This window comes from Paenibacillus sp. FSL H7-0714 (genome assembly GCF_038003765.1).
Lineage (GTDB): Bacteria > Bacillota > Bacilli > Paenibacillales > Paenibacillaceae > Paenibacillus_AQ.
Window position 1 is genome coordinate 2,015,959 of sequence record NZ_JBBOPT010000001.1, and the last position, 12,896, is coordinate 2,028,854.

The 12,896-nt window shown below is 43.8% G+C and carries 15 protein-coding genes; 10 read left to right on the forward strand and 5 right to left on the reverse strand.

The window, feature by feature from the left end:
- The first annotated feature begins 49 nt into the window (after positions 1-49).
- A complete protein-coding gene (locus tag NST34_RS08785) occupies positions 50-541 on the forward strand; it encodes an RNA polymerase sigma factor (protein WP_341127577.1) in 492 nt (163 codons plus the stop codon).
- Entirely contained in the window at positions 538-1,539 is a 1,002-nt protein-coding gene (locus NST34_RS08790) for an anti sigma factor C-terminal domain-containing protein (protein WP_341127578.1), read from the forward strand. Before NST34_RS08785 ends, NST34_RS08790 begins: the two co-directional genes overlap by 4 nt.
- Before the next feature lie 76 nt (positions 1,540-1,615).
- Here the strand turns inward: NST34_RS08790 and NST34_RS08795 are convergent, their stop codons facing one another.
- Positions 1,616-1,960 carry a winged helix-turn-helix transcriptional regulator gene (locus NST34_RS08795; protein ID WP_042186450.1) on the reverse strand — a complete coding sequence of 115 codons (345 nt, stop codon included), beginning with the start codon at positions 1,958-1,960 and terminating at the stop codon, positions 1,616-1,618.
- Between the two features lie 174 nt (positions 1,961-2,134).
- On the opposite strand from NST34_RS08795, the gene NST34_RS08800 reads away from it, so the two are divergent.
- From NST34_RS08800 to NST34_RS08825, 6 genes are all read left to right on the forward strand, one after another.
- Positions 2,135-3,067 carry an aldo/keto reductase family protein gene (locus tag NST34_RS08800; protein WP_149645917.1) on the forward strand — a complete coding sequence of 311 codons (933 nt, stop codon included), beginning with the start codon at positions 2,135-2,137 and terminating at the stop codon, positions 3,065-3,067.
- Between the two features lie 30 nt (positions 3,068-3,097).
- Positions 3,098-3,946 carry an NAD-dependent epimerase/dehydratase family protein gene (locus NST34_RS08805; protein ID WP_341127579.1) on the forward strand — a complete coding sequence of 283 codons (849 nt, stop codon included), beginning with the start codon at positions 3,098-3,100 and terminating at the stop codon, positions 3,944-3,946.
- 82 nt (positions 3,947-4,028) lie between these two features.
- Positions 4,029-5,051 (forward strand): SDR family oxidoreductase, encoded by a 1,023-nt coding sequence (locus tag NST34_RS08810; RefSeq protein WP_341127580.1) that lies wholly within the window; start codon positions 4,029-4,031, stop codon positions 5,049-5,051.
- 153 nt (positions 5,052-5,204) lie between these two features.
- Positions 5,205-5,864 (forward strand): class I SAM-dependent methyltransferase, encoded by a 660-nt coding sequence (locus NST34_RS08815; protein ID WP_076283335.1) that lies wholly within the window; start codon positions 5,205-5,207, stop codon positions 5,862-5,864.
- A gap of 124 nt (positions 5,865-5,988) precedes the next feature.
- Positions 5,989-7,011, forward strand: a complete 1,023-nt coding sequence (locus NST34_RS08820) for a CapA family protein (protein ID WP_445667192.1) — start codon at positions 5,989-5,991, stop codon at positions 7,009-7,011.
- Positions 7,012-7,551: 540 nt separating this feature from the next.
- Positions 7,552-7,809 carry an AbrB/MazE/SpoVT family DNA-binding domain-containing protein gene (locus NST34_RS08825; RefSeq protein WP_042125931.1) on the forward strand — a complete coding sequence of 86 codons (258 nt, stop codon included), beginning with the start codon at positions 7,552-7,554 and terminating at the stop codon, positions 7,807-7,809.
- 143 nt (positions 7,810-7,952) lie between these two features.
- On the opposite strand, the gene NST34_RS08830 is transcribed toward NST34_RS08825, so the two are convergent.
- Positions 7,953-8,462, reverse strand: coding sequence for a PadR family transcriptional regulator (locus NST34_RS08830; protein WP_042186461.1), 510 nt, complete (start codon positions 8,460-8,462; stop codon positions 7,953-7,955).
- A gap of 96 nt (positions 8,463-8,558) precedes the next feature.
- Complete coding sequence (locus tag NST34_RS08835) at positions 8,559-9,722, reverse strand: YhgE/Pip domain-containing protein (protein WP_341127582.1); 1,164 nt, start codon at positions 9,720-9,722, stop codon at positions 8,559-8,561.
- 194 nt (positions 9,723-9,916) lie between these two features.
- On the opposite strand from NST34_RS08835, the gene NST34_RS08840 reads away from it, so the two are divergent.
- Both NST34_RS08840 and NST34_RS08845 read left to right on the forward strand, forming a co-directional pair.
- Positions 9,917-10,642, forward strand: a complete 726-nt coding sequence (locus NST34_RS08840) for an HAD family hydrolase (protein WP_076283333.1) — start codon at positions 9,917-9,919, stop codon at positions 10,640-10,642.
- 217 nt (positions 10,643-10,859) lie between these two features.
- Entirely contained in the window at positions 10,860-11,135 is a 276-nt protein-coding gene (locus NST34_RS08845) for a hypothetical protein (protein WP_042186467.1), read from the forward strand.
- A 121-nt stretch (positions 11,136-11,256) separates the two neighbouring features.
- Here the strand turns inward: NST34_RS08845 and NST34_RS08850 are convergent, their stop codons facing one another.
- On the reverse strand, positions 11,257-12,387 hold the full coding sequence (locus tag NST34_RS08850; RefSeq protein WP_076283331.1) for a YheC/YheD family endospore coat-associated protein: 1,131 nt from the start codon (positions 12,385-12,387) through the stop codon (positions 11,257-11,259).
- Positions 12,369-12,887, reverse strand: coding sequence for a GNAT family N-acetyltransferase (locus tag NST34_RS08855; protein WP_076283330.1), 519 nt, complete (start codon positions 12,885-12,887; stop codon positions 12,369-12,371). Before NST34_RS08855 ends, NST34_RS08850 begins: the two co-directional genes overlap by 19 nt.
- Between the last annotated feature and the right edge of the window lie 9 nt (positions 12,888-12,896).

The window sequence follows — 12,896 nt, forward strand, 5'->3', positions numbered from 1 at the left end:
GCTAACATTTGGAGAACTTAACCGTTATACATACGAAGGGAGGTGCAGGATGAAGCCCGGGCAGCTACATCAGATACTTCAACCGAAAATGCAAGAAATCCAAAAATACTTGATTCGTCTCGGGGCACCTGCAGCCGATGCTGAAGATATTGTACAGGATACGGTGTATAAGGCGCTTTTGTATATCGATTCCATTGATGAGAACAAATTCAGTGCATGGCTATATAAAGTGGCGATTAATCGTTATTATGATCTGTGCCGCCGCAGCAAGCGGATAGTCATTCCTATTGGTTATGTGGATGTGCCTGATATGGAACTGCCGGAGGATCATGTGCTGTTAAAAGAGAAACGAGAGGACATCGAACGTATACTAGATGAGCTTCTTCCTCTCCACAAACAGCTCATTATTATGAAGTACGAGCTGGAGCTGTCCTATCAGGAGATAGCTGAGCTCCTTGGGATCACAACGGATACGGTCAAATCGGCATTGTTTCGTGCCCGCAAGCAATTTCAAAAAAAATACAGAGGTGAAGCGGAATGACGGCTCCATGGGAACAAAAGGATGATCAAAACCTTTCAAAAATAATTAAGAAAGCAAAACGAAAAACAATGATCCGTAATACGGTCATTTCTCTGATCGTGACCATTATTGTATTGCTTAGCGGCATGCTCGGTATCACTCAACTGACAAGCTGGTTAGCGATGCGTGGTCTGGATGAGGAGAGGATTATGATGGAAATTAGCAGTCCTAATCTTCATGAGCTGAGAACTGAGCTGGATTTAGGCTTTTTATCGGGCAAAGTTGAATTGAATACGTACAAGGTTGTTGAGGGTGTACCTGTCGTGTGGGATACTAAAAAGCTGGAATTCAGTATGAGCAGCCGCTTTTCTCTGCTTAATAGGGGTTACTCTAGTATAAATGTTCCTGATCCAGTAATGACCAGCCAAAATTATGAATATTACCGAGGATATAACAGTCAAAATGGACAGCGGGAAATGATGTTCTATGTACCTGGGGTGAATTATAACGGAAAGGTGTTGAATGACCTAACTGCACTTGAACAAATGAAACCTGGTAAGCTGGTAGAAATGGCAGTTTCATTTGATAAAAGCTATACACAAGCAGAAGTAGAGAAGATGCTGCCAACAGAGCTGACACAGAAGTGGTATTGGGTAGATACGTATGACAATAAAAAGAAGCTTGAGTTTATTACGAATGACAACAGCCCGAATAAATATGCATTACCGGAATCAGCGAGACAAGTATACGGTTACGGTGTCAATTGGGAAGGGTTATTTAAACCGAAACCAGAGGATTTTTTACAATCACTAGCATATGGGCTTCAGAAAGAGGGCAAGTATTACGGAGAATTTGAGCGAATCTCGAACTATTTGAAAAAGGATAAAGCGGCACCGGATGCCAGTGACGTACAGCTATTGGGAGTTGTTGTTACAGGAACTGCTAAGGAGCTTCAGAGCCTTAGAGGAAAACCGTATGTAAATACGGCAGTACTCGGCGCAGTTGTGGATAAATACTAGATCGTATAGTAAAAAAGAAGCCCCGGGAACGATGATCCCGGGGCTATTTTGATCATATCACAACCTACCATTTATGCTACGTCCATTTGGCCGACCATAGCTTCATTTCCTTCAAAATTTGATGCAAATCCTCACCTTTTGGAGTTAAAGAATATTCCACTGTTACCGGTACGGTAGGAAAAACATGACGTTCTAGTACACCGTGTTCCTCTAAATGGCGCAGAGTACTAGTCAAAGCACGAGGGCTGACATTAGTAATTTTTCGTTGAAGCGCTCCAAAGCGTTGGGTACCGTCGAATAACTCTCTTAGTACAAGAAAAGCCCATTTTCCGCCCAATACCTCAAGTGTTTTTTCTACATTACATTCAATAGTAAGTGGGGTTTTAGGGATATAATTATTGCTAGATTTAGCTGTTGTCAAAGAATCTCCTCCTGTTTTGGTGCCACTATACTCTTGTATAGTAACTACTCTAGAGATCATATAGTAAACTAAATTTCACTTCTTCCTATTATATACAAACTATTCTAGAATGAATATGTGCGTTAGGCAACCTGCCGAAATCATAACACGGAACTATGGAAAGGAGCAGTTATTATGAAATATCGTAGATTAGGTGGAACAGGCCTAAAAGTTAGCGAGATTAGTCTGGGAAGCTGGCTGACATACGGAGGCTATGTAGAAAGAGATAATGCTGTTAAAGCCATTGAAACCGCTTACGACTTAGGCGTGAATTTTTTTGATACGGCAAATGTTTACGAAAAGGGTGCTGCTGAGAAAGTGCTAGGCGAGACCTTGCGGAACTATCCGAGAGAATCCTATGTGCTGGCCACTAAAGTATTTGGCGAAATGGGGACGGGACCTAACGATCGTGGTCTATCCCGCAAGCATATTACGGAACAATGTCACGCAAGCTTGCAGCGTCTCGGCGTAGAATACGTGGATATTATGTATTGCCATCGTTTCGATACGGAAACTCCAATTGAAGAGACCTTACGTGCGCTGGATGATCTGGTTCGTCAAGGCAAGGTATATTATGTCGGTGTAAGTGAGTGGACTGCGGCGCAAATGACAGATGCGCTAGCTGTAGCAGACCGCTATTTACTGGATCATATCGTGGTTAACCAACCGATTTATAATATGTTTGAACGTTATATTGAGAAAGAAATTATTCCGCTCGGCGAGCGACGTGGCATTGGACAGGTTGTTTTTTCTCCACTGGCTCAAGGGCTGTTAACTGGTAAGTATAACGCGGACATCCCTGAAGATAGCCGTGCGGCTAAGCTGGATCGGTTGAAAAAGGCGATTACAGAAGAGAAGATTGAAAAGGTTCGCCAACTAAGCGGGGTAGCTGCGGAGCTGAATATTTCTGTTGGAAACTTGGCTCTGGCTTGGATTCTGCGTCAGCCTAATGTAGCAAGTGCGCTAGTGGGTGCCAGTCGTCCGCAGCAGGTAGAAGAGAATGTTAAGGCTTCGGGAATAGAACTTTCCGAGGATATTTTGAAGAAAATTGAAGAGATTCTTAACTAGAGATAGATTCATAAAAAAGGAGATATGATCATGTCGAAAGTAGTTGTTACTGGCGGAAGCGGGATGCTCGGCAGATGGGTGGTCCGGCATTTTGTTGAGCAAGGGTATGAGGTTGTGAATGTGGATACGCAAAAATCTCCAGATTCCTTGTGCCAAACGATCATTGCTGATTTGAATAATTTAGGTGAAGTGTACGGCGTACTAGCAGGCGCTGATGCAGTTGTGCATCTGGCTGCGATCCCAGCCGCAAATATAAAGACGAGTGAAGTCACCTTTCAAAATAATGTAGTATCCACCTATAACATTCTGGAGGCTGCTGCTGGACTAGGCATTCGCAAAGTAGTTATTGCTTCCAGTGAATCCTCTTACGGGATCTGTTTTGCGGTTAACCCGTTGGGACCCCAGTATGTACCGATGGATGAAGATCATCCACAACTTCCTGAAGACAGCTACGGTCTATCTAAAGTTGTGAATGAAAAGACAGCTGAGATGTTCCAGCGCAGAACGGGTATACAAGTCGTTTCCCTAAGAATCGGAAATGTCATTGACCCATCGACGTATGAACGTTTCCCTTCCTTTATTCATGATCCCGCGCAGCGTGATCGGATTCTGTGGAGCTATATTGATACACGGGATGTAGCGACAGCTTGCCAATTGGCGATTGAAACGGACGGATTAGGCGCAGTTGCTCTTAATATATGCGCAGATGAGACCAGTATGGCTGTTCCTAGCAGAGAGTTAATGGCCGCACGTTATCCAGAGGTGACGGATTTCCGCCAGCCGCTGGAAGGCCATGAGTCGTTACTTAGCAATGCGAAGGCGAAGAAGTTGCTGAATTGGCAGCCAAAGCACTTATGGCGAGATTACGTTAACGAATAAATGACGAGCCAGGTTTACTTTTACTATAAATGAGAGTTCAAAAAGTACGCTTTTTGAACATCCTCTATAAGGAGTGTGTGAAATGAAGGTATTATTTATCGGAGGTACGGGACTGATTAGCCAGGCTGTATCCCCGCTCGCCGTAGAACAAGGAATAGAGCTGTATTTGTTCAACAGAGGACAAAGAAGCGAATTCGTTCCGGATGGGGCGAAGGTGATTCAAGGTGACATTCGTAATCCGGCGGAGGCTGCCGAAGTATTGCGAGATTATGAATTTGACGTAGTGGTAGACTGGATTGCTTTTACACCGGAACATGTGCAGACAGATATTGACCTGTTTACAGGTAAAACGAAGCAGTACATTTTTATCAGCTCGGCCTCGGCTTATCAGAAGCCACAGCGTAATTATATAATCACAGAAGAGACACCTCTGGAGAATCCTTATTGGGAATACTCGAGAAATAAAATTGCTTGCGAGCAGCTATTGATGGAAGCTCACAAGAACAGCGGATTCCCGGTTACGATTGTTCGTCCTTCCCATACTTACGGAAATACAGCCATCCCTGCGGCACTCACGAGCGGACAGCATCCTTGGTCCTTGATTGATCGTATCCGTCGTGGCTTGCCTTTAGTCATCCATGGAGATGGAACATCTTTGTGGACACTGACGCATAACTCAGATTTTGCCAAAGGGTTCGTCGGATTGCTTGGGCATCCAGAAGCGATTGGGGAGGCCATTCATATTACTTCCCATGAGGTGTTGAACTGGAATCAGATCTATGCGGCCATTGGGCAAGCGGCAGGTGTGGAGCCGAAAGTGGTTCATATCTCTACAGACTTTATCACAGCCTTCTCCCCTCCAGGGACGGCGGATGGCTTGATCGGCGATCAAGCGGTCAGCAGTGTTTTTGACAATCGTAAAATCAAATGTCTCGTGCCTGACTTCCAGGCTGCCGTTCCTTTCTCTGAAGGGATAAAGCAGTCAATTGCTTGGTTCGAGGCTCATCCAGATCAATGCACGGTTGATGTGGAATGGTCTGCTTTACTAGATCATTTGATCGAGAAACATGGAGTTGAGGCCAAGCCTCTATCCTTTTACTCATAAAATTTGTACGGTTAATATTTAAAGACGGTCTGTTCCTAAGGGAGCAACCGTTTTTTTTGGGTTTGTCTCGCTCAATGTAAGGTTATGGAATGAATCAGCAAATCATGAATATACTCTCACTACCTTAAATTCCGTTAAAAAGGAGTCCTGGCCATGCCAACACATCCCTTTGTCTCGCGTTTTTTTGTAAACTCAGATGCAAGCCGTGAGAAGTTAATTTATGATTTGCCAGAATCCTGGTGGAGCCGTCCCTTTGAATATGAGTGGTGTATTAACTTTATTTCTCCACATGGTGTGGTGCTGGATGCTGCTTGTGGAATTCCTCATCCCTTGAAATTTTATTTAGCTGGGGTATGTGCAGAGGTTTATGCTTGCGATATGGACAGCAGGGTTATTTACCGGGAGGACATCCTAGATGCGATTACTGATGAGATCGGGGAAAAAGCGGCAAAGCAGGTTATAGCTAGAAGAACGAACAACTTGCATCTTGCTCAGGCCAATCTTGCGGCTCTTCCATATGAGGATGAGAGCTTTGACACTATTTTTTGCATATCAGTGCTGGAGCATTTGACCTTAGAGGATACGGTCGGCACTTTACGGGAATTTCACCGAACGTTGAATGAAGAGGGGCTGCTCGTGCTAACGTTTGATTACCCGACGGTAAACTTAAATCTTATGAATGATTTGCTGCTGCAGGCTGGTTTTCAATATTGGGGGGAGACGGATTTTGAGTTGCCTGCAGATGCTGTGTCCACAGATTTGTGGGGTGGGTTACAATGCTTCCGGGCTGTTTTGAAAAAATCAAAGGCATAACAGGTCTTCTTACCCTTAAATTAATAATCTATTTCCAGTAAGCTAGAATAATAGCTAATATAGATTCCATAATGAGGATAGGAGGCTGTATTTTTTGAGATTAGGGTCGAATGTACTGCGCAGCATGCTACTTACTACACTTCTATTATCACTGATCCTCCCTTCTACGATTGCATCTAGTGCAGCTTCGCCATCTTCAGAACCTATCAGACTTGCTTTTGCTGGTGATATTCTCTTGGACGGTTTTGTGGGTGATCAGATCGCGAAATACGGAGTGAACTTTCCGTTTGTAAAAGTCGCACCTACCTTGCAAAAGGCAGATATCGCCTTCGCGAATCTGGAAACGCCAGTGTCTATTCGAGGGAAGGCAGCAGAGAAAACCTTTGCCTTTAGGTCCAAACCAGCAGTGCTTAGTGGCTTAACCTATGCTGGGATTGACGGCGTATCTTTGGCTAATAATCACATTTTAGATTTCGGAACAGACGCTATGCTTGATACACTGGTGCATCTGGATCGAAACAAGATTGGCCATACAGGAGCAGGCAAAGATGTAGAGGAAGCGTTCAAACCGTATACAAGGACGGTAAAGGGGAAGAAGATCGCTATCTTAGGTGTAAGTCGAGTGCTTTCAGGGCCTTCTTGGTATGCCGGCAACAATAAACCGGGAGCTGCCTCAGCGTACACCTCGCAGCCTATGCTTACGGCTATTCAGAAGATGTCTAAGGAGAATGATTACACGATTGTGTACATTCACTGGAATGAAGAGTTTAAGGATTACCCTGAACAATACGCCCGCACGCTAGCCAAACAGATGATTGATAGTGGTGCAGATATCATACTCGGCGCACACAGCCATTGCCTGATGGGCATCGAATACTACAAAAATAAACCGATCTATTATTCACTTGGAAACTTTGTGTTTAATCGTTCAACACGTGGTGGGGAAAAAACCCTTCACTCGATGCTAGTGAATTTTGAGATTAATGATGCCCAGGTGACGAGTAAGATTACGCCAGTCAAGATTATTGGGGGACAGCCCAACTTTATGGATGATTCTTACAATAGGAAGACGATCAAGCTAATGAATAACCTTTCTTATAATGCAATTATTGATGCGAATGGCAGGGTTACGGAGAAGGTATTATAACGATAGAATAGATCGACCAGAGATCACTGGTCGGTTTTTTTTGTAATTAAATTCAATTAATTATGCTAAATTTATCCAATATTTGATCTTTCTATTAATAATATGTAATACTTATATTAAATCAGTACATAGTAGAAAGCTGGATTGTCGAAAAAAGTAGATGCATAAAGCATAAATAGTCTGTATTAATTCTACTAAACGTTTCTTTGCTCTGATATACGTCGGAGTGTTTCCAGACTTGATGTATTGGGTAAATGATGGTATCAATTGGGATACTCTGCAAGCTGATTTGTAATCGCAATGTTGGATATTTATTAATTTCAAGACGAATAAATTGGATCGCTTTACAGCATTTTGTCGAAAGTGTACATATTTTTGTCGAATAATTGTCGATAAATATCATATTTTGTAGAAATAAAATTGACAGGGAATGAATAGCACTTTAATATTAGAGTATAGCGTAATCATTACTATCACATAGAAGCCTACATAGCTTTTAGCAAAAATGATTATTAATGTGAATTTAAGGGAGGATGTACGATGATGAAAGCGACAGGCATAGTAAGAAAAGTAGATGAATTGGGACGTATCGTAATTCCTATTGAACTACGTAGAACGATGGGAATTGACATAAAAGACCCGCTCGAGATTTTTGTAGATGGAGAGAAAATTATTCTTAGAAAATACGAGCCAACTTGTATCTTCTCCGGAAGCGCAGAGAACCTCATCAATTTCAAAGGTAAAATGGTAAGCAAAGATGTTCTCGATGAGCTGATTTCTAGCTTTGACAGAGTATAATCGATAGATTACACATTTTTGCTAAAAAAGAACCGGTACAGCAAGCACAATTTGTGCATGCTGCCGGTTCTTTTTTATGATAGCACAACAAAAAAAGCAGCAAATCCCCTAGAATAATAGGAAACCTACTGCCCACATGATCCTTATTCAGACTCCAGCACACTTTGAATTTTTTTGATAAAGGCTTCATATTGCACAAGGCCCAATTCCATACACAGCTTTTGGTAAGGGGACAGTTTGCAATCTAGTTGCTTTAATTTCTGATCAAGATCATCGTACATTGCCTGCTTTTCTATCAATGCTTGCCGAAGTAGATTATCTATGTTCTCTTTATCGGTCTTATCTCCGAAATACAGATGCATAAAAAAGTCTGAACGCAGAACTTCCTTTTCTGCCGGTGTTTGCAAGTAAGCATGGAACTGATCCAAGCCGGCACGGGTAATGGTAAATACATTTTTGTCAGGTTTGCCTTCCTGCCGTATGGATTCTTTGGTGATTAGGTCCAGCTTCTCCATCTTGCTCAGGGTTGGGTAGATGGTGCCGTAGCTGGCATCAAAGAAAAAAGAAAAGTATTCCTCGAAATGCCGTTTTATCTCATAACCCGAATGAGGTTTTTCACTTAATATCCCTAGAATGACATCTTGTATATTCATGAATCGTTGTCGCTCCTCTCTTTCACCTCCTACCATATCACAACTGCATTTCGCTCTCAATTTGAAAAGGCATAACCAAGGAGGCAAACTAAATAATTACGCATTTGCTGGTACGGGCTCTTGTTCTTGTGATAACTGAGTTTCCTTGCGAATGAAGGTTAGGATAATGCTTAATCCAGCTATTGCTGCACCAATGCAGAGTAGATAGAACATATCTTTCCATATACCAGTACCTCCGATAACCAGGTCGAGCATGCCATTTACCGCGTAGTAAGCAGGTGAGAAGGGACCGATCCAGCTATAAAAAGGAGAAAGCACATCGCGAGGAATTGTTGCTCCGGAAGCTAACATTTGTATGGAGAGAAGTGCGATATTTAGCCAGGCGCCAGCGTCGCCGAGTAGCAGCAGACTGAACTGTGCAAGAATCATGCAGGAGAGAATCACAGTGAACTCGAACAGCCACATGAGCAGAAAGCCATGGCTGGAGTGGATACCGAGTGAGTTAACCATGATAGTCCCCACTAGAGAGGTTAGTACAGCCGTTGCACTCATAATGGCAAACCGGGCTGCAAGGCGATCCCATTTACCAAATTGACCCGATAAATTGGAAGATGCTTTTTGGAGATTCATGACGAGTAACATAGCTCCGGTAAAGGAGGCGGTAACAATCATTAACGGAACCATAGTTTGTGCAAAATTAGTTGTGGGATGGATGACTTCAACGTTTGCGGAGATTCGGCTGCTTGCCGCACTTTTGATGATCTCTGCTTGTGCCTTCGGCAGCTTCATAGCTTCAAGGGTTTGGTTTAGTGCTGTATCACTGCTTTGAGTGTTCATGGCAGCCGTGACTTTAAGGGCTACAGTCTGCATAACATTGCTAACCATTTGCGGATTGGATTCATTTACGAGGTACCGGAGTTCAGCCTTTGCGGAAGGATTGCTAATCGCTCCGGTGAACCCTTGTGGAATATTGATAATCATGCGGATTTCTCTATGCTCAAGGGCTTCCTTGGCAGCTTTTAGTGGAAGGTCCTGTCTGGTTACGAACTGAAGGGACTGGGTAATACCATCGACTACAGGCTGAGCATTCGCACCATCCTCATTCACAATAGCAATGGGCAACTGATCTACCCGATCAGTTACATGGTCATACCCTGTAATCCAGATTAAGCTGAAAAAGACTTGGAACAACAGTGCAGTTATAATCCCGACGATGGTAGCAGGCTGCTTGAGGAAGCGCATGATTAATGGACGTGACATGGTTATCTCTCCTTTATATTTCAACATGTTATATTACAGTTTGTAATATAACATGTTGAAATATAAACTGCAACAAGAAAAGTGGAGAGCATGGACATTCCGAAGTGATATCATATATCATAGGGCTTGTACTGGAAATTTCGTGCAGATGAATGTGCTTACCTGAAGCAAAAGAGAATGGGGAGGAACAACAGATGAGTAAAGAGGTACAAGGAACAGAACTGAACGCGGTTCACTCGGAGTTGAACAAGCCGGAAGCGATTGTTTTTGATATGGATGGAACATTGTTCCAGACTGAAAGTCTTTTATTACCTGCATATCATAAAATGTTCGATATTTTGCGGGAAGAGGGATTATACTCAGGACCAACACCGCCGGAAGAGCTTATTCTAAGCGGCTTAGGGATGCTGCTGGCAGATATTTGGAAGAAGGTTATGCCTGATGCCGATGAGGCGGTGCACCGCCGTGCAGATGAGCTGCTATTGCAGCTTGAGGTCGAAGGACTTGAAGCAGGTGGGACGTTACTGTATCCTCAGGTGGTCGAAACACTGACTGCCCTAAAAGAGCGTGGAGTACGGTTGTTTGTGGCTAGTAATGGGCTGGAGGAATACATTCACAGTATAGTTGTGGTGCATGAGCTTAAAGAGTTATTTGAAGGATTGTATAGTGCCGGTGGTCAAGGCACTGCGACGAAGACAGAATTGCTACGCATTTTGCTGGACAATCATGGAATCAAGAGTGCCTGGATGGTAGGCGATCGCTCGTCCGATGTGGAGGCAGGTAAGGGAAATGCTCAAACCGTCATCGGCTGTGCGTATGCAGGTTTTGGACGTCAGGATGAGCTGAAGGGCTCCGATGTAATTATCACTTCCTTCGATGAGTTGATAGACTTGTACGACAACGCATCGGTTAGCGAATAGGAATATTGCGATTTATATTTGGTAAACGAATAAAAGGCAAACCTCATCTAAGCAGAGGGTTGCCTTTTTTAATGTTAAGGTTCTAAATGCAGATGCAGGAATAGCTCAAAGCTAAAAAGATATACATAAACAAAGGGGATGATCCGATAGATCATGGAAAGGGGTTAATCCTATGTGATGATAAGGATTCGAGAAGCATGTTAAAGGAGTATGAAAAATGATAATGAGCTTCCTTTTTATTGCTTTAAGCGCTGCACTTGGAGTAGGCATGTGGTTTTTAGTAATAGGTATAGTCTTTTCTATTGGTGGCGGAGACTTATTTATAGTTACTCATTATGATTCCTTATTTTTTTATATTGCTGTTTTTTTGTTGTGTATCGTGAGCTATCTTTTGTTTATAAAACATCTATTAGAGAAGGACTTACAGCTCTTGCTCCATATTTGTGTGGGTACAACTATGCTCTTCTTTTTTCTAACGCCTTGGCTCAGCTAATCAAAATCTTCAATACAACGAGTTTTTCTAATATAAGTTCCCTCAGAACATCAGAAGTCATACAACAACCGCACTTTCTGCATATTGCAGAGAGGCGGTCGTTTTGTTGTTGAGTATCAATTTATTCCTCAGTAGTCTTAGCTGTGGTTGGGGCACCTTTGTTATTATATAGCCATAACGCATATTCTAAAGGTCGCACTAGTGCTTTGCGATAGGTGTTGCCGTCCCCTGATCGGGCAAACACTTCACGTGCAGGCTTTGGATTAACCTCCAGCACATAGATTTTTCCTTCTCGATCAATGGCAAGATCCAGTGCAAGTTCACATAAGGCTCCGAAACTTTCTTCCAAGAAGGCAGCGGCATCAAGACCTAACCTTTCGGCAGTTTTCATAACCTTATCGGTCTTATCTTGACTACCCAGCCATTCCTTCAGGAGCGTTTCAGCTCGAACGGCGTGCCCACCGCCATGAAGATTTGAGGTTACGCTTCGGGCGGCACCGACCCTTGCTGCCATACCTGTCAGCTCCCAGACGCCTTGCCCATTCTTTTGAACGAGCATGCGATAATCATGGAAACGTCCACCAGGCAGCCGTAGTGGAATCCCCTGTTGGACGAGGAAACGTCCACCAATACACCATTGTCGAACGATGGAATCCAATCGGGAGGCAGAGACCTTTCGGGGTGGAATAATCCGGCGATCTTGGCGACGGCCTTGAATATCAAATCCCCCTTTACGGTCCTTTACCCGCTCAATTCTAAGGATACCGCGTCCACCTGTGCCGTTTGCTGGCTTGATATAGAGTACCGGGCTCTGCTTCAACATTCGGTGCAGATCGGCAGAGGAATGATACAGTAATGTTTCTGGCATATGCTGCCGGAAGCGACTCTTTTGTGAGAACGTTTGGTGTATGGTCCATTTGTTGCGCAGTGGACGATTCAGAAACAGCAGATGTTTATAGCGTTCACGGAAACGAAGCAATTGTTGAAAGCGCGTGCTGCGCTGGATACGGCAACGGTCATAAATCATGTTCGGGAAGGAACGCCATTTGCGTGACCATTTCCCGCTCTTTGGATCAAAGACAAGGGCATGGATCTGCTCTTTGCTGGGATGGACATCCATGGGGGTAAACACAAAAACATCCAAGCCCATTCGATTGCCCTCAATGATCATTCTCCGGTACACGGCCTTTTCTTCAAGCTGCTTGGCTTCATTTATATACAAAGTAAGAATGCCTAAGACGGGCTCTGGCACAGGAGTTCACCTTCTTGTGGAGAGTTTGTAGTACTGACGGTATTCTGTGGTGACCGGATCAATAAAGTTGGCTTGCCAGTAGGGCCACTAGTAAGCGCTACTGCGGCAAGACCAACATTGAAACACATTTTCAGACTGGCCGTATTATCGCTGGCAACACTGCATTCCAGACGGCCTAAACGCTTTAACTGGGCGGCCATAAGGGCGGTGCCGGTATGCCTATTTCGGTATAAGGGATGCACGGCAACGAGACAGGCCTCTTCACCAAAACCGGATACGAAGCTTACTCCTGCTAGCTGACGCCCATTCTGACCGCGTACGGTGGCGACAAGCAGCGAGACACCCGGCTCTGACAACTGTTCTGGAGTTAATCGGGCCATTACCTTGCAAGCTTGGTTTGTAATCCGACGCTCCCCATGCTCTCTTATAAACTCAAGCAGTCCGGTTAGCCGCGATTTCCACTTTTTAGCATCAGTGTCGTAGATAGAGGATATCTGCATGCTGTGTCA

Excerpts from the sequence above, each read along its gene's own strand:
- NST34_RS08785 (WP_341127577.1), top strand. The coding sequence starts at position 50 with ATGAAGCCCGGGCAGCTACATCAGATACTTCAACCGAAAATGCAAGAA.
- NST34_RS08790 (WP_341127578.1), top strand. The coding sequence starts at position 538 with ATGACGGCTCCATGGGAACAAAAGGATGATCAAAACCTTTCAAAAATA.
- NST34_RS08800 (WP_149645917.1), top strand. The coding sequence starts at position 2,135 with ATGAAATATCGTAGATTAGGTGGAACAGGCCTAAAAGTTAGCGAGATT.
- NST34_RS08805 (WP_341127579.1), top strand. The coding sequence starts at position 3,098 with ATGTCGAAAGTAGTTGTTACTGGCGGAAGCGGGATGCTCGGCAGATGG.
- NST34_RS08810 (WP_341127580.1), top strand. The coding sequence starts at position 4,029 with ATGAAGGTATTATTTATCGGAGGTACGGGACTGATTAGCCAGGCTGTA.
- NST34_RS08815 (WP_076283335.1), top strand. The coding sequence starts at position 5,205 with ATGCCAACACATCCCTTTGTCTCGCGTTTTTTTGTAAACTCAGATGCA.
- NST34_RS08820 (WP_445667192.1), top strand. The coding sequence starts at position 5,989 with ATGCTACTTACTACACTTCTATTATCACTGATCCTCCCTTCTACGATT.
- NST34_RS08825 (WP_042125931.1), top strand. The coding sequence starts at position 7,552 with ATGATGAAAGCGACAGGCATAGTAAGAAAAGTAGATGAATTGGGACGT.
- NST34_RS08830 (WP_042186461.1), bottom strand. The coding sequence starts at position 8,462 with ATGAATATACAAGATGTCATTCTAGGGATATTAAGTGAAAAACCTCAT.
- NST34_RS08835 (WP_341127582.1), bottom strand. The coding sequence starts at position 9,722 with ATGTCACGTCCATTAATCATGCGCTTCCTCAAGCAGCCTGCTACCATC.
- NST34_RS08840 (WP_076283333.1), top strand. The coding sequence starts at position 9,917 with ATGAGTAAAGAGGTACAAGGAACAGAACTGAACGCGGTTCACTCGGAG.
- NST34_RS08845 (WP_042186467.1), top strand. The coding sequence starts at position 10,860 with ATGATAATGAGCTTCCTTTTTATTGCTTTAAGCGCTGCACTTGGAGTA.
- NST34_RS08855 (WP_076283330.1), bottom strand. The coding sequence starts at position 12,887 with ATGCAGATATCCTCTATCTACGACACTGATGCTAAAAAGTGGAAATCG.